Source organism: Chromobacterium sp. LK11 (assembly GCF_001043705.1).
GTDB classification, from domain to species: domain Bacteria; phylum Pseudomonadota; class Gammaproteobacteria; order Burkholderiales; family Chromobacteriaceae; genus Chromobacterium; species Chromobacterium alkanivorans.
On record NZ_LDUR01000017.1, the window covers coordinates 89751 to 109416 of the forward strand.

General features: G+C 66.8%; 17 protein-coding genes. 7 read left to right on the top strand and 10 right to left on the bottom strand.

Translation table 11 applies throughout. The annotated features are described in order from the left end of the window. Window positions 1–218: 218 nt before the first annotated feature. Entirely contained in the window at window positions 219–686 is a 468-nt protein-coding gene (locus VK98_RS12840) for a MarR family winged helix-turn-helix transcriptional regulator (RefSeq protein ID WP_019103187.1), read from the top strand. A 104-nt stretch (window positions 687–790) separates the two neighbouring features. Here the strand turns inward: VK98_RS12840 and VK98_RS22830 are convergent, their stop codons facing one another. The 3 genes from VK98_RS22830 to smc form a co-directional block, all read right to left on the bottom strand. Next, window positions 791–1516 (bottom strand): energy transducer TonB, encoded by a 726-nt coding sequence (locus VK98_RS22830; RefSeq protein WP_156187855.1) that lies wholly within the window; start codon window positions 1514–1516, stop codon window positions 791–793. Further along, entirely contained in the window at window positions 1477–2856 is a 1380-nt protein-coding gene (locus tag VK98_RS12850; RefSeq protein WP_053077371.1) for a nitrite extrusion protein, read from the bottom strand. The genes VK98_RS22830 and VK98_RS12850 overlap by 40 nt, the downstream gene beginning before the upstream one ends. A 333-nt stretch (window positions 2857–3189) precedes the next feature. Further along, window positions 3190–6675, bottom strand: coding sequence for a chromosome segregation protein SMC (gene smc / locus VK98_RS12855; protein WP_048414404.1), 3486 nt, complete (start codon window positions 6673–6675; stop codon window positions 3190–3192). 133 nt (window positions 6676–6808) lie between these two features. Between smc and VK98_RS12860 the strand changes: the two genes are divergently transcribed. From VK98_RS12860 to VK98_RS12885, 6 genes are all read left to right on the top strand, one after another. Continuing rightward, window positions 6809–7372, top strand: a complete 564-nt coding sequence (locus VK98_RS12860) for a YqgE/AlgH family protein (protein WP_048414405.1) — start codon at window positions 6809–6811, stop codon at window positions 7370–7372. Further along, the gene (gene ruvX, locus VK98_RS12865; RefSeq protein ID WP_048414406.1) at window positions 7356–7793 is read left to right on the top strand and encodes a Holliday junction resolvase RuvX; all 438 of its coding nucleotides are present in this window, start codon (window positions 7356–7358) and stop codon (window positions 7791–7793) included. Before VK98_RS12860 ends, ruvX begins: the two co-directional genes overlap by 17 nt. Before the next feature lie 7 nt (window positions 7794–7800). Beyond that, the gene (locus tag VK98_RS12870; protein WP_048414407.1) at window positions 7801–8319 is read left to right on the top strand and encodes a DUF3592 domain-containing protein; all 519 of its coding nucleotides are present in this window, start codon (window positions 7801–7803) and stop codon (window positions 8317–8319) included. Further along, window positions 8316–8771 carry a DUF3592 domain-containing protein gene (locus tag VK98_RS12875; protein ID WP_048414408.1) on the top strand — a complete coding sequence of 152 codons (456 nt, stop codon included), beginning with the start codon at window positions 8316–8318 and terminating at the stop codon, window positions 8769–8771. The genes VK98_RS12870 and VK98_RS12875 overlap by 4 nt, the downstream gene beginning before the upstream one ends. A gap of 174 nt (window positions 8772–8945) precedes the next feature. Beyond that, complete coding sequence (locus tag VK98_RS12880; protein ID WP_082158977.1) at window positions 8946–10862, top strand: sensor histidine kinase; 1917 nt, start codon at window positions 8946–8948, stop codon at window positions 10860–10862. Further along, window positions 10840–11526, top strand: coding sequence for a response regulator transcription factor (locus tag VK98_RS12885; RefSeq protein ID WP_053077372.1), 687 nt, complete (start codon window positions 10840–10842; stop codon window positions 11524–11526). Before VK98_RS12880 ends, VK98_RS12885 begins: the two co-directional genes overlap by 23 nt. Before the next feature lie 64 nt (window positions 11527–11590). Here the strand turns inward: VK98_RS12885 and ylqF are convergent, their stop codons facing one another. From ylqF to VK98_RS12920, 7 genes are all read right to left on the bottom strand, one after another. After that, entirely contained in the window at window positions 11591–12526 is a 936-nt protein-coding gene (gene ylqF / locus VK98_RS12890; RefSeq protein WP_048414410.1) for a ribosome biogenesis GTPase YlqF, read from the bottom strand. 4 nt (window positions 12527–12530) lie between these two features. After that, window positions 12531–12743: a DUF3820 family protein gene (locus VK98_RS12895; protein WP_019100859.1), complete on the bottom strand. Its 213-nt coding sequence runs from the start codon at window positions 12741–12743 to the stop codon at window positions 12531–12533. Between the two features lie 248 nt (window positions 12744–12991). Continuing rightward, window positions 12992–13330, bottom strand: coding sequence for a DUF4870 domain-containing protein (locus VK98_RS12900; protein WP_048414443.1), 339 nt, complete (start codon window positions 13328–13330; stop codon window positions 12992–12994). A 40-nt stretch (window positions 13331–13370) separates the two neighbouring features. Further along, window positions 13371–13940, bottom strand: coding sequence for a hypothetical protein (locus tag VK98_RS12905; RefSeq protein WP_053077373.1), 570 nt, complete (start codon window positions 13938–13940; stop codon window positions 13371–13373). Window positions 13941–14226: 286 nt separating this feature from the next. Then, on the bottom strand, window positions 14227–15846 hold the full coding sequence (locus VK98_RS12910; protein ID WP_048414445.1) for an electron transfer flavoprotein-ubiquinone oxidoreductase: 1620 nt from the start codon (window positions 15844–15846) through the stop codon (window positions 14227–14229). Between the two features lie 101 nt (window positions 15847–15947). Continuing rightward, complete coding sequence (locus VK98_RS22835; RefSeq protein ID WP_053077374.1) at window positions 15948–18281, bottom strand: mechanosensitive ion channel domain-containing protein; 2334 nt, start codon at window positions 18279–18281, stop codon at window positions 15948–15950. A gap of 112 nt (window positions 18282–18393) precedes the next feature. Continuing rightward, window positions 18394–19587, bottom strand: a complete 1194-nt coding sequence (locus tag VK98_RS12920) for a CaiB/BaiF CoA-transferase family protein (protein ID WP_048414411.1) — start codon at window positions 19585–19587, stop codon at window positions 18394–18396. Window positions 19588–19666: the final 79 nt, after the last annotated feature.

The following is a 19666-nucleotide window of genomic DNA, read 5'->3' on the forward strand; positions in this document are numbered from 1 at the left end:
GTCGAACTGCTCCAGTCAGCCGTTCGGCGCCGCGAGCCGGGCCCGCCGCAAACGGGCCAAATGGAAGCGGAACGTCATTTTCAGGACCGGAAGGGCCGGCAGATGACATTTCTGACAGGGGCGCTCTGAAATATCTCGTGCCAGAATATTTCGTGTTCATGCAAATGAATGATTCCAAATCGTCTTAAACACTGCTTAGGAAAGCAAGGGATAGATCGATGAAAAACACTTCTCAAGCCAGTTTCCTTCCGGTGGTCCACGAGCTGGCGCGCACCTACCAGGCATTCGAACAGTTTGCCAGCCAGCACATTCGTCAGCTGGGCCTGACTCCGCCGCAATTCGACGTGGTCGCCACGCTGGGCCACAGCAAGGGCATGAATTGCAAGGAGCTGTCCGACCGCACGTTGATCACCAAAGGGACGCTGACCGGCGTCATCGACCGGCTGGAAGACAAGGGTCTGGTTACCCGCACCATGCAGCCCAACGATCGCCGCAGCGTGTTCGTTTCCTTGACCCAGCACGGCGAGCGCCTGTTCGATCAGGCCTTCCCCGCTCATATCGACTATATGCAGATCGCCTTCAAACGCTTTGGCGAACACGACCTGTCCGGCTTCTGCCAGGAGCTGGGCCGCCTGCGCGAAGGCTTTAGCCTGGCGCTGGAGGAGCAGGAAGAGGTCACGGCCTAGGATCCCCCTGCCGTCACCGCCCTTTACCCGGCGGCGAGACGCGGCTCCGCGATGCGGCCCGCGCCCTCGCCGCCATTGCGTTTTCAGCGCCGCCCGCGCGCGGCTCAAGGGCCCTGGAAACGCACCGGCACCATCAGCACCGAATCCACCGCCTGGCCGTTGCGCCTGGCCGGCGCGAAGCGCCAGCGCTCCACCGCGGCCTTGGCCGCCCGGTCCAGCCGCGGATAACCGCTGCTGCTGGCCACCGCCACCTCGCCGGCTCTGCCGGCCGCGCCAACCTCCACCCGCAGCAACACCGTGCCCTGCTCACCGTTTTCCCGCGAGCGCTCCGGGTATTCCGGCTGCGGATTGTTCAGATACTCGGCGCGATACAAGGCCACGCTGTCCGCGCCGGCCTGCGATGCGCCGCCGCCCGACGGCGCGGCGGTCCCGCTCCTGGCTCCCGGCCCGCCCGCGGCGGCGGCCTCCGTCGCCGGCACGCCGCCGGCCGCCGGCAAGGACGGCGACGCGGCAAGGCTGCCGCGCGGTTTGGCGCTTGGCCTGGCTTCCGCCTTGGTTTCCGTCCGACTGCCGGCCTTGGCCGCCGGCCGGGCGCTGGAGGGCGCCGGTCCGCCGACGGACGGCGTCTTGGCCGCCGCGACAGCCCCCGGCGGCGACGTCAGCCGCAGCGTCAACGCCGCGGCGGCCGGCGGCGGCGGGCGGCGCGGCCAGCCGAACAACAGCAAGGCGTGCAGCGCCAGCGACGCCAGCAAGGCCCAGCGCCAGACCGGCCGCGCGCCCATCTCTCGCCTCAGCAGCGCATCCGGCTGCCCGGCCGGCTGTACTGCCACCAGGCCACCAGCATGGACACCAGATAGAACACGAAGAACATGCCGAAGGCCGGCAGGAAACTGCCGAAGGCGGCCAAGGCGCTGCCGAAGGATTTGGGAATCACGAAACCGCCGAACGCCGCCATCACCGAGCTGACGTTCATCGCCGACGCGCCGCGGCGGCCGCCGCGCGCATAGGCCTCGGCGACGTCCAGGCCGGCGGCCTTGGCCCGCTGGCCGGCCTGCAGCAGAAAGACCTTGGGCGCCAACTGGAAGGAAGAGCCGTTGCCCACGCCGGCGGCGAAGAAAATCAGCTGGAACATGGCGAGGAACAGCCAGAACGAACCGCCGTTGCCGGCCGAGGGCATGCTCAGGTAAACGCCGACGGTGGCCAGCGCCATCACCCCGTTGCTGAGCATGGTGGCGATGCCGCCGCCGATGTGATCGCCCATCCAGCCGCCCAAGGGCCGCGACAAGGCGCAGACCATGGGCCCGATGAAAGCGTAGGGGGTGACGTCGATCAGCGGAAACATATTGCGCGCCAGCAGCGGAAAGGCGGCGGCGAAACCGAGGAAGGTGCCGTAGCTGCCCATGTACAGCAGGCAGATATACCAGGTGTGCGGATCGCGCATCGCGTCCAGCTGATCATGCGGGGTGATGCGCAGCTTGGGCAGGTCGTGCGCGTACAGCAGGCAGGCCAGCGCGATGACGACGATGAAGGGCAGCCATAGATAGCCGGCGTTCTGCAGCCATACCGGATGCACGGCGCCGCCTACGCCCCAGATCTGCGGCCCGCCCCCCGCCGCGCCGAACAAGGGCAACAGGATGGCCACCGGGATGGCCAATTGCGCCACCGACACGCCCAGATTGCCGAGGCCGGCGTTCAGTCCCATCGCCAGCCCCTTGGCCGCCTTGGGGAAGAAGAAACTGGTGTTGGACAGATGGGAGGCGCTGGCGCCGCCGCCTATGCCGCACAGGCCGGACACCAGCAGCAGGATGGGGAAAGGCGTCGAAATGTCCTGCACCACCGAGGCCACGCCCAAGGCCGGCAGCAAGAGCAGCAAGGTGGAAATGCCCAGCCACAGGCCGCCGCCCACCCAGCTCCAGATCCACGAATACAGCAGCCGCATCAAGGCGCCGACCAGCGGCGGAATCGACACCAGCAGAAACTGCTGCTGATTGCTGAGCGCGAAGCCAACCGCCGGCAGGTTGACCACCACCATGCTCCACATCATCCAGATATTGAAGTTCAGGTGCAGCGACAGGACGGACAGCCAGAGATTGCGATTGGCGATGCGCCGCCCGCGGCGCAGCCAGAAGATAGGGTTTTCAGGTTCCCAACGCTTGATGCTTACGGTCATGCCCATTCATCCAGCAACGATATCGCCCGGCGGCCGTTGCCGCCGGGAAGCTGCGCAGTATGCCATCCGCGCGCGCGCGTCGGTTTGCGCGCCGTCAAACTGTAACTGACGGAGATAGTTCGCACCCGTCTATTTAAATAAGGGCTAACAAAACCCTGCCGCTACCAAGCGGGCTTTACCGCGAAACCAAGCCCCTGCCCAAAATCTCGATAGCCAGGGCGAGACAAGGCGAAAATAAGCGAAAAAGCGAAATGCACAAGCGGCACATGAGCATTTCGAAGCGCCACTCACCGTGTCGCGTCTGACGAATCGCCGCAGATCGTAAACAGGGTCTCAGGCGGTTTCCCGCATCTTCAGCGCCTCCACGATGTCCACCGCCACGATGCGGCTGACGCCCTGTTCCTGCATGGTCACGCCCACCAGTTGCTCGGCCATTTCCATGGTCAGGCGGTTATGGGAAATATAGAGAAACTGGGTGCGCTCCGACATCTGCTTGACCAGATCGCAGAAGCGGCTGGTATTGGCGTCGTCCAGCGGCGCGTCCACCTCGTCCAGCAGGCAGAACGGCGCGGGATTCAGAGAGAACAGCGAGAACACCAGGCTCATCGCGGTCAGCGCCTTTTCGCCGCCGGACAGCAGATGAATGGTGCTGTTCTTCTTGCCCGGCGGCTGGGCGATGATCTGCACGCCGGCGTCCAGCAAGTCCTCGCCGGTCAGCACCAGTTCGGCGCGGCCGCCGCCGAACAAGGTGGGGAAGAACTCGCGCATCTTGGCGTTGACCGCGTCGTAAGTGGCTTGCAGCATTTCGCGGGTTTCGCCGTCTATCTTGGCGATCGCCTCTTCCAGCGTCGCCATCGCCTGGTTCAGGTCCTCGGACTGGGCCGCCAGGTAATCGCCGCGCTTCCTGGCCTCGTCCAATTCCTCCAGCGCCGCCAGATTGACCGCGCCCAAGCCTTCCAGCGCGCGCGCCAGCCGCGCGATCTCGGCGGCCAGCGCGTTCGGCTTCACCGCCTCGTTCAGGTCCGCCATCAGCGCGGCCTCGTCGACGCTGGCGCTGATCAGTTCTTCGGCGAAACGCTCCATCGCCAGCCGCGCTTCCTGATGCTTGAGCAGCCAGTCCGAGCGCGCTTCGCGCAGCGCCGGCAAGGCGGCGTTGGCCTGTTGTTGGCGCTGGGTCAGCTCGCGCAGTTTTTCGGTCAGGCCGTTGAGCCGGTCGCGCACCGCGCCCAGGCTGTGCTCGCGTTGTTCGCGTTCGGCCAGCGCCAGTTGCAAGGCCTCCTCCGGCACCGCCTCTTCCACCGCCTCGGCCTCCTCGGCCAGAGTTTCCAGCCGCTCAGCCAGTTGCTGGTCGCGCTCGTCCAGCTCGCGGCCGCGCCGCGCCAGCTCCGCCACCTTCTGCTCGGCGGTGCTCATTTCCAGCTTGATCTCGTGCAGCATGCGCTCGGCGTCGCGGGTCTTGTTGCGCGCCAGCTGCAGGCCGGTCTCGGCGTTGAGCCGGTCCACCCGCATGTCTTCCAGCTGCACCGCCAGTTCTTCCAGCGTCAGCGCCGTTTCCTCGCCCAGCATTTCCGCCTCGGCGATGCCCTCGCGCGCCAGTTCGCCTTCTTCGGCGATGCGGCTGCGCTCGGCCTCGATCGCCGCCAAGCGCGCCGCGCCCTGGCGCGCGGCCTGGTCCAGCTTGACGTGCTCCAGCGTCGCCGCGTTCAGCTCCGCCTCCAGGCGGGTCAGCGCGCCTTTTTGCGCGCGCACCGCCTCGGCCAGCATGGCGCCGCGGCTTTGCAAGGATTCGCGGCGCCGCTGCATGGCGTCGATTTCCGGCGACAGCCGCTCCAAGCTCGCCTGCGCCGCTTCCAGCAAAGCCTTGCGCGCCATCAGGCCGTCGCCGCCGGCTTCGGCGTGCAGGCACAGGCTGGCGGCGTAAACGCGGTGGCCTTCCGGCGTCAGCAGACAGGCGCCGGCCGGCAGCTGTTCGCGCAAGGCCAGCGCCTCGTCCAGCGAATCGGCCAGATAAACGCCGGCCAGCCAGTCCTGCAGCGCGGCCTGGAAGGGCTGGGCGGCGCGCAGCTGTTGCAGCAGCGTCGGCCACGGGCGCTCCGCCGTCCAGTCTCGCGCCGCCGCGCCGTCCGCCAGCGCCAGCGCCGCCGGCGGCAATTCGCCTTGCAGCGCGGCGGCGCGCGCGGCCAGGCGTTCGCCCAGCGCCGCTTCCAGCGCCGGCTGCCACTTGGGCTCCACTTGCAGGCTCTGCCACAGCTGCGGCGCCTCGGCCAGGCCCCGGCGCTGCAGCCAGCCGTCCAGTTGCTCGCTGGCCGCCTCGCGCGCCAGCATGCCGGCCAGCGCGGCGGCCTCGGCCTCGGCCCGCGCCTGTTCGCCGCGCAGCGCGGCCAGTTGTTCGTCCAGTTTTTCCCGTTCGGCGGCCAGGTCGGCCTGCTTGGCCTCGTCGGCCACCAGCCGGCTCCGCACCGTCTCCAGCGCGCCGCGCGCGCGCTCGACTTCGGCTGCGGCGGCCTGCTGCCGCGCCTGATCCGGCAGGTTCAGGTCGCTCAGTTCGCGGCGCAGCGCGTCCTCGCGGCCGGACAGCTGCTCCAGGCTGCGGCGCTGATGCTCGCCGTTCTGACGCGCCAGGTCCCGATCCCGGCTGAGTTTGGCCTGCTGCGCGGTCAGCCCGTTCAGCTGCTGTTCGATGGCGCGGTATTCCGCCTCGGCGGTGGGCAGTTCGTCGGCGCCGTCCTCCAGCGTCATCTGCGCCTCTTCCAAACGCATCTGCGCCTCTTCGCGCCGCGGCAGCCAGTCGTCCAGTTCGGCCCTCACCTGACCGCGGCTTTCGGCCAGCACCTGACGCTCGGTGCGCACCGAGCCCAGTTCGCGGTCCACGCGGGCGCGGTTCTGCTCGCGGTGTCGCTGCGCCTCTTCCAGCCGCGCCAGCTGGGCGTTGGCCTCGAACAAGCGTTGCTGCGCCTCGTGCACTTCGTCGCTGGCGGCGAAATGGCTTTCGCGCACGGTTTCGGATTCGGCCTCCACGTGGGTGACCGCCGCTTCCAGCGCCGCCTCTTCGGTTTCGATGCGCGCCAGTTCGGCGCGCGCCGCCGCCTCGTTGCGCGCCGCCTCTTCGCGCCGCGCCAGGGCCAGCAGGTTTTGCTTGTGGGTCAGCGCGCCGCGCAGATCGTGGTATTGAGCGGCCACCTCGGCCTGCTCGGACAAGCGCTCCACCTGGCGCTCCAGTTCCTGCCGCAAGTCGGCGATGCGTTCCAGATTGGCGCGGGTGTCGGCGATGCGGTGTTCGGTCTCGCGGCGGCGCTCCTTGTACTTGGACACGCCGGCGGCTTCTTCCAGATAGGCGCGCAGTTCTTCCGGCCGCGCCTCGATGATGCGCGAGATCATGCCCTGCTCGATCACCGCGTAGCCGCGCGCGCCGACGCCGGTGCCGAGGAATAGATCGGTGATGTCGCGGCGGCGCACCTGCTGATTGTTGATGAAGTAGCTGGATTCGCCCTGGCGGGTCAGCACCCGCTTGATCGCCACTTCCGCGTACTGGCCCCAGGCGCCGGTGAGCGCGCCGTCGCCGTTGTCGAACACCAGTTCCACCGAGGCGCGGCTGACCGGCTTGCGCGTGGACGAGCCGTTGAAGATCACGTCCTGCATCGATTCGCCGCGCAGCTGCTTGGCCGAAGACTCGCCCAATACCCAGCGCACCGCGTCTATCACATTGGACTTGCCGCAGCCATTGGGGCCGATCACCGCCACCAGTTGGCCGGGCACGGCAATGCTGGTGGGATCGACGAATGACTTGAAACCGGCAAGCTTGATGTGGGTGAGACGCAAGATGTCCTCGCAATGGCTGGGCGAAAATCGGCATTTTAGCAGTTGCCCGCGCCGACCGCGCGTCGCGCGCGGCGCTGTTGCGCGTCGCGCACCCGCATCTACCCGGCCAGCCGACTTATGCCATAATGGCCGCATGGAACCGCTATCGTTGTCCAATCAATTCTTGATCGCCATGCCCAATATGGCGGACCCGCTGTTCTCGCGCTCGCTGGTCTTCGTCTGCGAGCACGGCGAGCACGGCGCCATGGGCCTGATCGTCAACAAGCCTTCCGGCATCGCCATGGCGCAGTTGTTCGATCAGATCGATCTGCCGCTGGACGGCGACTCGCTCCGCGCCGAGCCGATCTACTTCGGCGGCCCGGTGCAGCCGGATCGCGGCTTCGTGCTGCACATGCCGGTGGGCAATTGGCAGTCCAGCCTGCTGGTCACCGACGACATCGCGCTGACCACGTCCAAGGACGTGTTGATAGCGGTGTCCGAAAACCACAAGCAGCCGGACCGCATGCTGATCACGCTGGGTTATTCCGGCTGGAGCGCCGGCCAGCTGGAGCAGGAAATCGCCGACAACGGCTGGCTGACGGTGCCGGCGCGGCCGGACATCATCTTCGGCCTGCCCTGCGAAGAGCGCTACGACGCCGCGATGGCGCTGCTGGGCTTCGACCCCTCCCTGCTGTCCACGGATGTCGGCCATGCCTGAAGGTTGCGCCTTGGCATTCGACTTCGGCGAGCGCCGCATCGGCGTCGCCGTCGGGGAAACCCTGCTCGGCATTCCCCACCCGCTGCTGACCATAGACACGGAAATCAACGACGCGCGCTTCGCCGCCATCGCCGCGCTGATAGAGGAATGGCGGCCGGCGCAGCTGGTGGTGGGGCTGCCGATGCACATCGACGGCACCGAGCACCAGATGACGCAGCTGGCGCGCCGCTTCGCCAACCGGCTCAAGGGCCGCTACGGCCTGCCGGTATGGCTGGTGGACGAACGGCTGACCTCGGTGGTGGCCGAATCCATGCTGGAAGAGGCCGGCGTGCGCGGCCGCAAGCAGAAGCCGGCGCTGGATCAGGTGGCGGCCCAGGCCATTCTGCTGACCTGGTTCGAGCACCCCGGCCAAGCCGTCTGATCCCATCATGAAATTCTCGCCGCAAGCCCGGGTCAGCGCGCTGATGCTGGCCTTTCTCGCCAGCCTGCTGGGGCTGATCGCGGTCTTGCTGACGCCCAGCCATCAATTGCGCGAATGGCGCAACGCGCCGGGCCACGTGGAGAGCAGCCGCATGCTGGTGGTGTCCAACGCCGAGCACCCCGATCAGCTTTACTGGCAGCCGCATGTGCAATACCTGTACACGGTGCGCGGCCAGGTCTACCACAGCGACCGGCTGTTCGCCGTCGACAACGCCCTGCCCGGCGACCGCAGCAACGCCGACGACCTGACGCGGCGCTTTCCCGCCGGCAAGGCGATCACCGTCTACTACAATCCGCGCAGTCCGGCCGAGTCCGTGCTGATCAAGGGCGGCGACAGCGACATCGGCAGCGCCAAATTCATCCTGGCGGCGCTGAGCGCGCTGTTCGGCTGGGCGCTGCTGTATCGGCTGCGGGCCAAGCTGCCGCTGCCGCGCCGGCGCGTTCAGCGAGGCATCCGCGCCCCATGAGCGAAAAAGTCATCGCCCTGCTGGTCATCGCCGTCGGCTTGGCCATTTCCGTCTACCTGTGGCAGCAGTCCGCCAAGGCGCAACAGGCCGCCGGCTGGCCCAGCGTCGTCGGCAACATCGTCTCCAGCGAAGTGGACTGGCGCCATGCGCGCGGCGGCGACAGTTCGGACCGCAGGGAATACCGCGCCGTCGTGCGCTATGAATACCGCGTGGCCGACCGCGTCTACCGCGCCGAGCGGCTGCGCTTCCCCAATCCCGGCTACGGCGGCAGCGACCAACAGGCGCGCGAGATCGTGCAGCGCTATCCGGCGGGCCAAGCCGTGCCGGTGTTCTACAACCCGCAAAACCCCGAGGAAGCCTGCCTGGAGCCGGGCAAGCACTGGTCGGCGTGGCTGGCCCAGGCCGTGGGCGCGCTGGTGCTCCTGGTCGGCTTGTTCTTGCTGCGGCGCTGAATTCGGACCCGCCCCCAAGCGACGAACGGAGAAAACCGTCCGCCTGCGCCTATCATTACAAAGTCATCTTTCATTACGCCAACGATATCTGTTTTAATTTTTGGCGTAAGCGCTGACAAAAAATGACATTGCCGTCACAATGTCGGCCCATCTGAGACCACGCCCCGCTTAGCCATGCCTCGCGCGTTGCCGATCTTGCTATTGCTATGCCTGCCCTTCGCCGTCAACGCGGCGCAAGCCGGCTTCCGCCCGTTCAGCGAACGGGACGCCAGCGCCTTTTGCAGCGCCGACGCCGGTCTCGACATCGATCAAATTGCCGGCCCCGGCTGGCAAGCGCGCTTCCAGCCGCTGCCCGACGGCAAACTGGCGCGCGGCTACGGCCACGACACCTGCTGGCTGCGGCTCCAGCTGCGTGATTTGCCGCCGCGGCCCTGGCTGGAGCTGATCCCCAGCTATTTGGCCCGCCTAAGCTTATTCCAGCCCTTGCCCGACGGCGGCTGGCGGCGGCAGGACATCGGCTCCTGGCGGCCAATGTCCGCGATGGAGCTGCCGCTGATGGCCGCCAGCTTTTCCCTGCAGCCGCGCGAACAGACGGTGTTCGTCAAAATCCAGTCGCTGGCGCTGAACGCGCAGCCGCGGCTGTGGAGCGAGCCGGATCTGATCGCCCACCACAACGAACGCATGCTGCAACTGGGCCTGATCTACGGCTATATGCTGAGCATGGTGCTGATCGCGCTAGCCGCCTGGCTGATCACCCGCCGGGCGCAGCACGCCAAGCTGTTCGGCTACATCCTGGCGGTGGCCTGCCACCGCTTCGCCACCGACGGCATGGCCCGGCTGCTGCTGTTTCCGGAGCAGCCCGAGATCGCGCTGCTGTGCAATTACGTCGGCCTGGGCGCCGCCGTCATCCTGGGCTGCGCCTACTTCGCCCACCTGCTGGAGCTGAAGCGCGACTACCCGCGCACTTACCGGCTCTACCAGCTGCAGGCCGCCACCGGCGCCGCCACCGTGTTGTGCGCGCTGTTCTGGCCGTTCGGCCTGGCCTACAGCATCCCGCTCACGCTCTACGCCGTCATCGGCATCAATCTGCTGACCCTGCCGGTCTGCTGGCGTCTGTGGCGGCGCAACGACAGCGGCGACCGCCTGATCGCGCTGCACCTGCCCACCAATCTGGCGCTCAACATCCCCGCGCTGCTATTTCATCTGGGGCACATTCCTTATCAGTCCTGGATCCAGGAATACGGCCGGCTGGCCGATCTGCCGCCGATCACCCTGCTCTACATCGGCCTGTTCCTGCGCATGCGCACGCTGGAGCGCGAACGCATCGAGGCGCTGCACCAGGCCAGCCAGGCCCAGGCCGACAGCCTGCGCCAGCGCGAGGCGCGCGAGGAGCAGACCGATCTCTTGGCGATGATCACACATGAAATCCGCACCCCGGTGGCCATCATCGACGCCGCCAGCAGCAGCCTGCGCCTGCTGGAGGAGGACGGGCCGGCGCCGACGGTGCTGGCGCAGCGCCAGGCCCGCCACGAGCGCATTCAGCGCGCGCTGCTGCGGATGCAGGAATTGATGCGGCTGGCCGAACAACACGGCCGCGCCGATGTGAGCGACGCCGGGCTGCACGCGCAATCGCTGGACTTGCTGGAACTGACCCGCCACAGCCTGGAACAGCTGGACGCCGACGAGCAGCGGCGATTCCGGCTGCAAAGCGACGGGACACTCATGCCGCTCTGCGGCGACGCGCAGCTGTTGTCGGTGCTGCTGCAGAACCTGATGGAAAACGCCCTGAAATACGCGCATCCGGACACGCCGATCCAGATCGGCGTCCACCGCCTGGCCGAGCACATCGTCTGGCAGATCAGCGACCACGGCCCCGGCATCGCGCCGGGCCAGGAGGAAGCGATCTTCCAGCGCTTCACCCGGCTGGCGGAAACCAGCAACCGCCCAGGCCTGGGGCTGGGCCTGCATCTGGCGCGGCGCATCGCCGTCCAGCACGGCGGCGAACTGGGCCTGGACCCGAACTGGCCGCACGGCGCCAGCTTCATCTTGCATCTACCGAAAGCCGCTCATGACGCACATAGCCTTGCTTGAAGACAACCCGGACCTGCGCGAAGAGCTGCTGTTCCAGCTCAAGCGCTGCGGCTATCAGGCCACCGGCCTGGCCTGCGGCCGGGAACTGGAACGGCATCTGGCCGAACACCCCTGCCGCCTGCTGATTCTGGACCTGGGCTTGCCCGATATCGACGGCATGGCGCTCAGCCAGCGGCTGCGCGCCAGCCACCCCGGCCTGGGACAAGTCATGCTCACCGCGCGCGGCGCGCTGGACGACAAGGTGCAGGGACTGCAGCAAGGCGCCGACGCCTACCTGGTCAAGCCGACGCCGCTGGCGGAATTGCTGGCCACGCTGGCCAGCGTGCTGCGGCGGCTGGACGGCGACGCGGCGGAGCGCGTCGACGGCTGGCGCTACCACGCCGCCAACCGCACGCTGACCGCGCCCAACGGCCGACAGCTGCATCTGACTCACGCGGAGCACAAGGTGATGAGCGCGATGCTGCGGCGCGCGCCGGAGCCGGCGCACCGCCGCGAACTGGCGGAAGCCTTGGGCGCCGATTACCTGCACTACGACGAACGCCGGCTGGAAACCCTGATCAGCCGCTTGCGGCGCAAGCTCAGCGGCATCGCGCCGCAGCACAACCCCATCCTGGCGGCCAGGGGCGTGGGCTATGGCTTCAGCGAGCCCTGCCAGCCGCTCTGACCCGGCAAAAAAAACGCGGCCCCTTAAACGGGCCGCGCGTGGGCGAAGCGAGAGGGAGGCCGGCTCAACGGCGGCCGGATTTCTTGCCGTCCCGCTCCTGCTGCCGGGCTTCGCGCTCGGCGGCGCGGATGGCGGCCAATTCCTTGGCGCGCTTTTCCCAGGCCAGCCACTCGGCCGGGCGCTCCAGCGTAATACGGCCGATATTGCCGTCGCGGAAATCGGTCAACACGATCTCGGCGGCCTTCTGCAGATTGATCTTGCCGCCGGACTGCACCGCGCCGCGTTTGCGGCCTATCATTTCCAGTACCTGCCAGTCCTGCTGACCGGCGATGTCGTCCAGCTTGTAGCGGGCGCTCAGTTCCGGCGCGTAGTGCTGCATCAGGTACTTGAGCAGCTCCAGCGCCACCTCTTCCTCGTCCATCGCGTTGCGGCCCACCGCGCCGCTGGCCGCCAGATTGTAGCCGCCCTCTTCCACCTCGATCTTGGGCCACAGCATGCCCGGGGTGTCGAACAATTCCACGTCGTCGGCCAGGATGATGCGCTGCTCGTTCTTGGTGACGCCCGGCATATTGCCGGTCTTGGCCACCTTGCGGCTGCTCATGCTGTTGATCAGCGTGGACTTGCCTACGTTGGGAATGCCGCAGATCAACACCCGCAGCGGCTTTTCCAGACCGCCGCGCGTCGGCGCCAGTTCGCGGCAGGCGGCCACCAGCTTTTGCGCCGGCGCGCGTTCGCCGGCGTCCATGCCCAGCGCCTGGGTGTTTTTCTTGGCGCGATACCATTCCAGCCACTGCTGGGTGGCGGCGGCGTCGGCCAGGTCCTGCTTGTTCAGGATCATCAGCCGCGGCTTGCCCTTGGCCATGCGCGCCAGCATGGGATTGGCGCTGGAAGCCGGCAAGCGCGCGTCCAGCATCTCAATGACCACGTCGATGTCTTTCAATCGCTCGGCCACATCCTTGCGGGCCTTGTTCATATGGCCGGGGAACCATTGGATTGCCATGCTTCTAGCGCTTTCTTATCGGATCAAGTAGATAGGTTAGGCCATTATGGTCCAGCTCCTGCATCAATTGCAGCAGGCGGCCAATTTCGCCGGGTGGAAAGCCTTCGCGGGCGAACCAGTTCAGATAGTTGCCGGGCAGATCGCAGATCAGCGTGCCCTTGTGTTTGCCAAACGGCATCGCCCGGGTCACCAGGCTTTGCAAATCATCGGCTTGCATTGCGGCTCCCTTCAAGCAAGTTGCGCATTGTGCCAAAACCGCGGCGCTCTGGCCATGCCCGCCGCCGGCGCCGGCTTGACATGGCGCAAACGCGGGCGGGGTTTGACTGGGGACGATACGGCGCGGGGTTTAGCATGTAGGCGGCTTTCATAAAGCCAGCGGCCCGCCGGCCGCCTATTTTCCGGTTCGCGCAGAACCCTTGCGGGCGCCGGGCATCATCCATGTCCGCGCCCGTCTTTTTTGCCGTTTTATTCCGGCATCGGCTTGCCGTCGTTGAAATTCAGGAAGCCGCGCACGATGCGGTAGACATACCACACCCAGGTAAGGCCCAGGATCACGAAGCCCACCAGGATCCAGGCCAGCGCCACGCCCAGCACGGTGCCGAGCAAGGCCCACCAGAAAGTGCGGATCTGCCAGCTGAAATGGCTTTCATAGCGCGTGCCGCGCACATCGTCGCGCTTGACGTAATTGATGATCACCGCCACCAGGCCGGTCAGGCCGACAAACAGGCTGATTGCCTGCAGGATATAGACCACCAGGGTCAGATTATTCAGTTTGCGTTCGTCTTCTTGCGTGATCACGTCCATGGACATCATGCCTCCCCGGCTCAAATTTCATGCGAAACAATTAACAAGATACCCTAGCCAGCAACGCTTGCAAGCGCTGTTCGCAATGCCGCGCCAGCGCCGCCTCCGCCCTGCCGCCGGCCAGGGCCAGCGCCACTTCGGCGCTGCGGCTCCAGGCCTGCAGGCAGAATTCGCCGCCGGCGTCCGCCACCAGGATGGGCAGCGCCGCCGCAAACGGCTGGCCGGTCTGCTCCGACCACGCGCGGCAGCGACGGTTCGCCAGATCCAGCAGGGAAAAGCTCTCCGCCGTCACCAGCACGTGGCTGAGGCCCAGCAGCAGAATGCGCGCCGCCAGCCAGTCCGCGGCGTCGGCCAGCTGCGCCGGCGTCTCCCCGCTCCGTTCGCGCCAGCGTTGCGCCGCCAGCAGCATGGCCATCGCGCGCAGCTGCGGCAAGCGGCTTTCCAGCACGCCGCCGTCGCGCCGCGCGCCGGCCATCCACGCGGCGTCCGGCGCCGGGCGGTTGGCGTAGCGTTCGCCGTCGGCCAACACTCTCACCGGCACGGCGTCGCTGGGGCATAGCAGGGACCAAGACTGGCGCGCGATTTGCGCGGCATCGCTGACTTCATTCATGGAACGGACCTCCTGGGGTCTGGCCTGGCTTCCGGAGGTCATGTATTTCGGGGAGGAAAAACAAATGCCGCCGGTAGCGCGGCGGCATTTATCGGGAATCTTGCTAGTGCTGGATCAATCTTTCAGTTCACAGCCATCCCTTGGCGCCGCCGGTGTGCGGTACCAATAAAAATAGCTGTTGAAGAAGGCGAAAGATTGAGTCATGTCGTCCATGCTGCCAACAATCGGCCCGGCTTGTCAAGAAAAACCCCGGAGCGCGCTCCGGGGTTTCGCCAAATCATCCCGTTTACATATTGGGGTAATTGGGGCCGCCGCCGCCTTCCGGCGTGGTCCAGACGATGTTCTGGCTCGGGTCCTTGATGTCGCAGGTCTTGCAGTGCACGCAGTTCTGCGCGTTGATCTGCAAGCGCGGCTCGCCCTCTTCGCGGCCGACGATCTCGTAGACGCCGGCCGGGCAGTAACGCTGTTCCGGCGCATCGTACTTGGCCAGGTTGAGCGCCACCGGCACGCTGGCGTCCTTCAGCTTCAGATGCGGCGGCTGGTCCTCGCCGTGATTGGTGTTGGAGATGAACACCGAGGACAGGCGGTCGAAGGTCAGCACCCCGTCCGGCTTGGGATAGGCGATGGGCGCGCACTCGTCGGCCGGCTTCAGGCTTTGATGGTCGGCCTGGTGATGGCGCAGCGTCCACGGCGCCTTGCCGCGGAACAAAAAGGTGTCTAGCGCCGAGTAAATCATCGCCGGCCACAGGCCCCAGCGGAACGACGGCCGGATATTGCGCACCCGGTGCAGTTCCTCGTGCAGCCAGCTTTGCTTGAACTTCTGGCTGTAGGCGGTGGCTTCGCGCGCCGGCCGCTCCTGGCCCAGCAGTTCGAACACCGCCTCCGCCGCCAGCATCGCCGACTGCATCGCGGTATGGGTGCCCTTGATCTTGGGCACGTTGAGGAAGCCGGCGGTGTCGCCCACCAGCAAGCCGCCGGGGAAGGTCAGCCGCGGCAGGCTTTGCAGGCCGCCCTCGGTCAGCGCGCGCGCGCCGTAGGACAGGCGGCGGCCGCCTTCGAACACCTTGCGGATCGCCGGATGGGTCTTGAAGCGCTGGAATTCCTCGAACGGCGACAGATAGGGGTTCTGGTAGTCCAGGCCGATGACGAAGCCGACCACTACCTGATTGTTCTCCAAGTGGTACATGAAGGAACCGCCGTAGGTGGCGGTGTCCACCGGCCAGCCCACGGTATGGGTGATGCTGCCCGGCTGGTGCAGCTCAGGCGGCACTTCCCACAACTCCTTGATGCCGATGCCGTAGGTTTGCGGATCGGCGCCGTCGTTCAGACGGAAACGCTCGAACAGCGTCTTGGTCAGCGAGCCCCTACAGCCTTCGGCGAAGATGGTCTGCTTGGCCCACAGTTCCATGCCGGGCTGCCAGGCGTCGGTTTTCTCGCCGTCCTTGCCTATGCCCATGTCGCCGGTGGCCACGCCCTTGACCGAGCCGTCCTCGTGGTACAGCACTTCGGCGGCGGCGAAGCCGGGGTAGATTTCCACGCCCAGTTCCTCGGCCTGCTGGCCGAGCCAGCGACAGAAATTGCCCAGGCTGACGATGTAGTTGCCGTGGTTGTGCATCTGCGGCGGCGTCGGCAGCTGGATGGACTCGGTTTCGGTCAGCAACAGGAAGCGGTCGGACTTGGCCTCGGTGGTCAGCGGCGCGCCTTTTTCCTTCCAGTCCGGGATCAGCTCGTTGAGCACCCTCGGCTCGATCACCGCGCCGGACAGGATGTGGGCGCCGATTTCCGAGCCCTTCTCCAATAGACAGACGCTGAGCTCGCGGCCTTGCTCCGCCGCCAGTTGCTTCAGGCGAATCGCCGCGGTCAGCCCGGAGGGGCCGCCGCCGACGATCACCACATCGTATTCCATGTAATCGCGTTCCACTGCATCTCCTTAATCGCGCGCCGGGTTCAAAAGCCCCGCTGCCGCATGCATGTTGCATGGCGCGCGATCAAAAATCAAACAACCGTTTAAAAACTGTCAGCCGTCCGACCGTCGGCCGCCCGTCTGACTTCAATCTGTAGGGGCTCGCCCTGTTGCAAATGCACATCGCGCTGCGGGAAAGGCAGCTCGATGCCGGCCTTGGCCAGCGCGCCGTCTATCATGTGACGCAGGTCGCTGGCCACCAGCACGGAGTCGGCGTCGCCGATGTCCAGCCAGTATTCCAACTCGAACTCCAGCGCGTCGGCGCCGAAGTTGCTGAACAGCACCCGCGGCGGCGGCTCCTTGAGCACCAGGCCATGACGCTCCGCCTCCGCCAGCAACAGATTGCACACCTCGCGCGGCGGGCTGCCGTAAGCCACGCCGATGGCGATTTTCCGGCGAATCCGCCGGTTGCTGTAAGTCCAGTTGGTCACCGCGCTCTCCACGAAGGTGGAGTTGGGGATCAGCGTTTCGATGCCGTCGCCTGCGCGCACCACCGAAGAGCGCAGTCCTATGCTGCTGACGGTGCCGCTGATGCCGCCCACCTGGACGAAGTCGCCCACTTTCAGCGGCCGCTCCACCAAGAGCATCACGCCGCTGATCAGGTTCTTCAGCAGGTTCTGGGTGCCGAAGCCGATGCCGATCGCCAGCGCGCCGCCCAGGAAGGCGAACACCGTCAGCGGAATCTTGACCAGGTTGAGCGCGAACACCACCAGGAGCGCGATCACGCAGACATAGCTCCAGCGCCACCAGATATTGGCGGCGGCCTCGCTGACGCCCAGCCGCTGCGTGGCCAGGCGCCGCAAAGCGCGCAGCAGCGCGGTGCTGGCGGCGTAGCCTATCAGCAGCACCAGAATGGCGCCCAGGCTCTTGCCTATGGTCACGCTGCGGGTGGCCTGCACCTTCTGGCCGTTGATCTCCACGCTGTCGTCGGCGCTGAACAGCTCATAATTCCACAGCGCCCGCGCCGCCTGCAATACGCGCTCGCTCAGCCGGCGCGACACCTCTTGCGGCGAGCCCGTCGCCGGCGCGCCGACGTCGAACTCCTGCTGCAGCAGCAGAATGCCGGTCAAGGCCGCCTGCACCGGTTGCTGCGCGGCGTTGACGATGTCCAGCCGCTGGCGCAGCAGCTGCAGCACCGCCAGCGCGTGGCCGCCGCCGCTGTCCAGGCCGATTTCATGTTGCACGTCCGCCATCTTGGCCATGGTCAGCTCGGCCTCTTTTTGCAGGTAGTCGCGCACCGCGCCCAATTCCTCGCCGGCCTGATGGCTGGCGGTGGCCACTTCGGCCAGATTGGCCGCCTTGCCGGCGTACAGCTGGTAGCGGTATTCCCAGATGCCGCTTTCCTGAGAGTTGGCCTCCTGGCGGATGCGCATCAGCTGCACCGCGAGGTCGCTATTGTCCAGAGCCTGGCGCTGCTCGACTGTGCGCTGGGTCAAATCCTGTAGCAGCGCCGCCTGCGCCGGCGCGTCCTTTTTCTGCTTCAAGGCGGCCAGTTGCCTCTCCAGCTCCTCCAGCTCGCCTTTGACCCGGCGGCGGCGCTGCTCGTGCGCGCCCATCTCCCGCTCCAGCCGCAGCCGCTCCTCGCCCAGCCGCCGCTGCACCCCGTCCAACTCGGCCGGCTGGAAACGGACCTGCTTGCCGATGCCGTCCAGTTGCTTGCGCCATAAATCCAGCTGCGCCTGCAGCGTCTGCTGACGTATGCGCAGCACCTGTCCCAAGGCGTCGAACTGCAGCAGTTCCGACGCGCTGATGTCGCGGCGCCAGCGCGCGCCGTCCATCCGCCAGCGCAGCGCCGCGGCTTCGCCGGCCGCCGCGCCTTCCAGTTGTTCCCGCGCCTGGCGCAAGCTCACTTCGTTGAGCTTGAGGCTGTTGCGCATCGCCTCCTGCATCTGCGACAGCATCAGTTGCTGCGCCTGCTGGGTATCCTTTTCCCAGCCGCCGGTCTGCAGGCGGCTGCGCAAGCCCTCGACCAAGGACACCGGATAGGGGCCGGCTTGCGCGAAGCCGTTCCAGTTCCGCAAGGCCTCCTCGGCCTCGGCCTGCTGCCTCAGCCGTTGGTCGCGTTCGCCCGCCAGATCCAGCTGCCAGGCGTAGGACGCCACCAAACGCTCCAGCAAGGCGCGCCTAAACAGCAGCTCCCCCGCCGTGACGCCGGCCGGCAACTTGTCCAGCTTGATGGTTTCCAACTGATCCAGCGCCTGCTGCGCCTCGGCCAGCTTGTCCGCCAGGCTGACCGCGGGCGCCGACGCCGCCGGCTTGGCCGCGGGCTTGGGCACTGCCGGCAGGGCGGCGTAAGCCGCGGCGCAGGACAATAGCCCGGCGAACAGACAACAGATGAAAAGGAAGCGGCTCTTCACGCTGGGCATTTGATTGAGCATGGCGGTGGACCTTGCCGCGGCGCAGACCGCCGGCGGCAACTCGACGGCGCATTCTCGCACGAATCCGCGCTCGACACCCGGACCCGATAAATGCCAAAGGCATTCAACCGTTTCAGATCACGCCCACTCCGCGCAGACGGGCGATCTCGTCCGCGCCGTAGCCGGCCTGCTCCAGCAAGGCTTCGGTATGCTGCCCCAGCCGAGGCGGCGCGTCTCGGTATTGCGGCGGCGTGTCCGACAGTTTGATCGGGCAGGCCACCAGCGGCACGGCCTGGCCGTCCTGTCCCGGCAGCTCGATCTGCATTTGCCGATGCCGGATTTGCGGATCGGCGAAGGCTTCGTCCACGGTGTTGATCGGCCCGCAGGGCACGCCCGCCTGGTCCAGCAGCGCCAGCCAGGCGTCGCGCGGCTGGGCCAGGAAGCCGGCGGCCAGCAGCGGCACCAGCGCGTCGCGGTGCGCGACGCGTTGCGGATTGCTGGCGTAGCGGGGATCGTCGGCCAGCTCCGGCCGGCCGATCAGCTCGCATACCGAACGGAACTGGCGGTCGTTGCCGCAGGCCAGGATGAAGTGGCCGTCGCCGGCGCACTTGAACACCTGATAGGGCACGATGTTGGGATGGCCGTTGCCCAGCCGCGGCGGCACCGCGCCGCCCACCAGCCAGTTCATATTGACGTTGGCCAGCATCGCCAGCGCGCAGTCGAACAAGGCCATGTCGATATGCTGGCCGCGCCCGCTGCGCTGCCGCGCCCATAGCGCGGCCTGGATCGCGTTGGCGGCGTAGAGCCCGGTGAACAGGTCGGTGACCGCCACGCCCACCTTGTGCGGCTCGCCGTCGGCCGGTCCGGTAATGCTCATCAGCCCGGACATGCCTTGCACGATGTAGTCGTAGCCGGCCATCTGCGCGTACGGCCCGTCCTGGCCGAAGCCGGTGATCGAGCAGTACACCAGCCGCGGATTGAGTTCGGCCAGGCTGGCGTAATCCAGCCCGTATTTGGCCAAGCCGCCCACCTTGTAGTTTTCGATCAGCACGTCGGCGTCGGCGGCCAGCCGGCGGACGATGTCCTGCCCCTCCGGCTGGGAGATGTCCACGGTCAGCGATTTCTTGCCGCGGTTGGCGCACAGGAAATAGGCGGCGGTGCCGTCCGGCAGGCTGGGCGGCGCCCATTGCCGGGTATCGTCGCCGCAGCCCGGGCGCTCCACCTTGATCACTTCCGCGCCCAGGTCCGCCAGCAGCTGGCCGGTCCACGGCCCCGCCAATACCCTGGACAAATCCAATACCTTGATGCCTTCCAGCGCGCCCGTCATCTGCGTCTCCCGATACATCGGTCCATCGAAAAAAAGCGGCCCGGCAAGCCGGGCCTCCAAGGACAGACAGGAATAACGG

Bases quoted from the DNA above. Each gene is read 5' to 3' on its own strand.
- VK98_RS12840 (WP_019103187.1), top strand. From the start codon at position 219: ATGAAAAACACTTCTCAAGCCAGTTTCCTTCCGGTGGTCCACGAGCTG.
- VK98_RS12850 (WP_053077371.1), bottom strand. From the start codon at position 2,856: ATGACCGTAAGCATCAAGCGTTGGGAACCTGAAAACCCTATCTTCTGG.
- VK98_RS12860 (WP_048414405.1), top strand. From the start codon at position 6,809: ATGGAACCGCTATCGTTGTCCAATCAATTCTTGATCGCCATGCCCAAT.
- ruvX (WP_048414406.1), top strand. From the start codon at position 7,356: ATGTCGGCCATGCCTGAAGGTTGCGCCTTGGCATTCGACTTCGGCGAG.
- VK98_RS12870 (WP_048414407.1), top strand. From the start codon at position 7,801: ATGAAATTCTCGCCGCAAGCCCGGGTCAGCGCGCTGATGCTGGCCTTT.
- VK98_RS12875 (WP_048414408.1), top strand. From the start codon at position 8,316: ATGAGCGAAAAAGTCATCGCCCTGCTGGTCATCGCCGTCGGCTTGGCC.
- VK98_RS12880 (WP_082158977.1), top strand. From the start codon at position 8,946: ATGCCTCGCGCGTTGCCGATCTTGCTATTGCTATGCCTGCCCTTCGCC.
- VK98_RS12885 (WP_053077372.1), top strand. From the start codon at position 10,840: ATGACGCACATAGCCTTGCTTGAAGACAACCCGGACCTGCGCGAAGAG.
- ylqF (WP_048414410.1), bottom strand. From the start codon at position 12,526: ATGGCAATCCAATGGTTCCCCGGCCATATGAACAAGGCCCGCAAGGAT.
- VK98_RS12895 (WP_019100859.1), bottom strand. From the start codon at position 12,743: ATGCAAGCCGATGATTTGCAAAGCCTGGTGACCCGGGCGATGCCGTTT.
- VK98_RS12900 (WP_048414443.1), bottom strand. From the start codon at position 13,330: ATGGACGTGATCACGCAAGAAGACGAACGCAAACTGAATAATCTGACC.
- VK98_RS12905 (WP_053077373.1), bottom strand. From the start codon at position 13,940: ATGAATGAAGTCAGCGATGCCGCGCAAATCGCGCGCCAGTCTTGGTCC.
- VK98_RS12910 (WP_048414445.1), bottom strand. From the start codon at position 15,846: ATGGAATACGATGTGGTGATCGTCGGCGGCGGCCCCTCCGGGCTGACC.
- VK98_RS22835 (WP_053077374.1), bottom strand. From the start codon at position 18,281: ATGCTCAATCAAATGCCCAGCGTGAAGAGCCGCTTCCTTTTCATCTGT.
- VK98_RS12920 (WP_048414411.1), bottom strand. From the start codon at position 19,587: ATGACGGGCGCGCTGGAAGGCATCAAGGTATTGGATTTGTCCAGGGTA.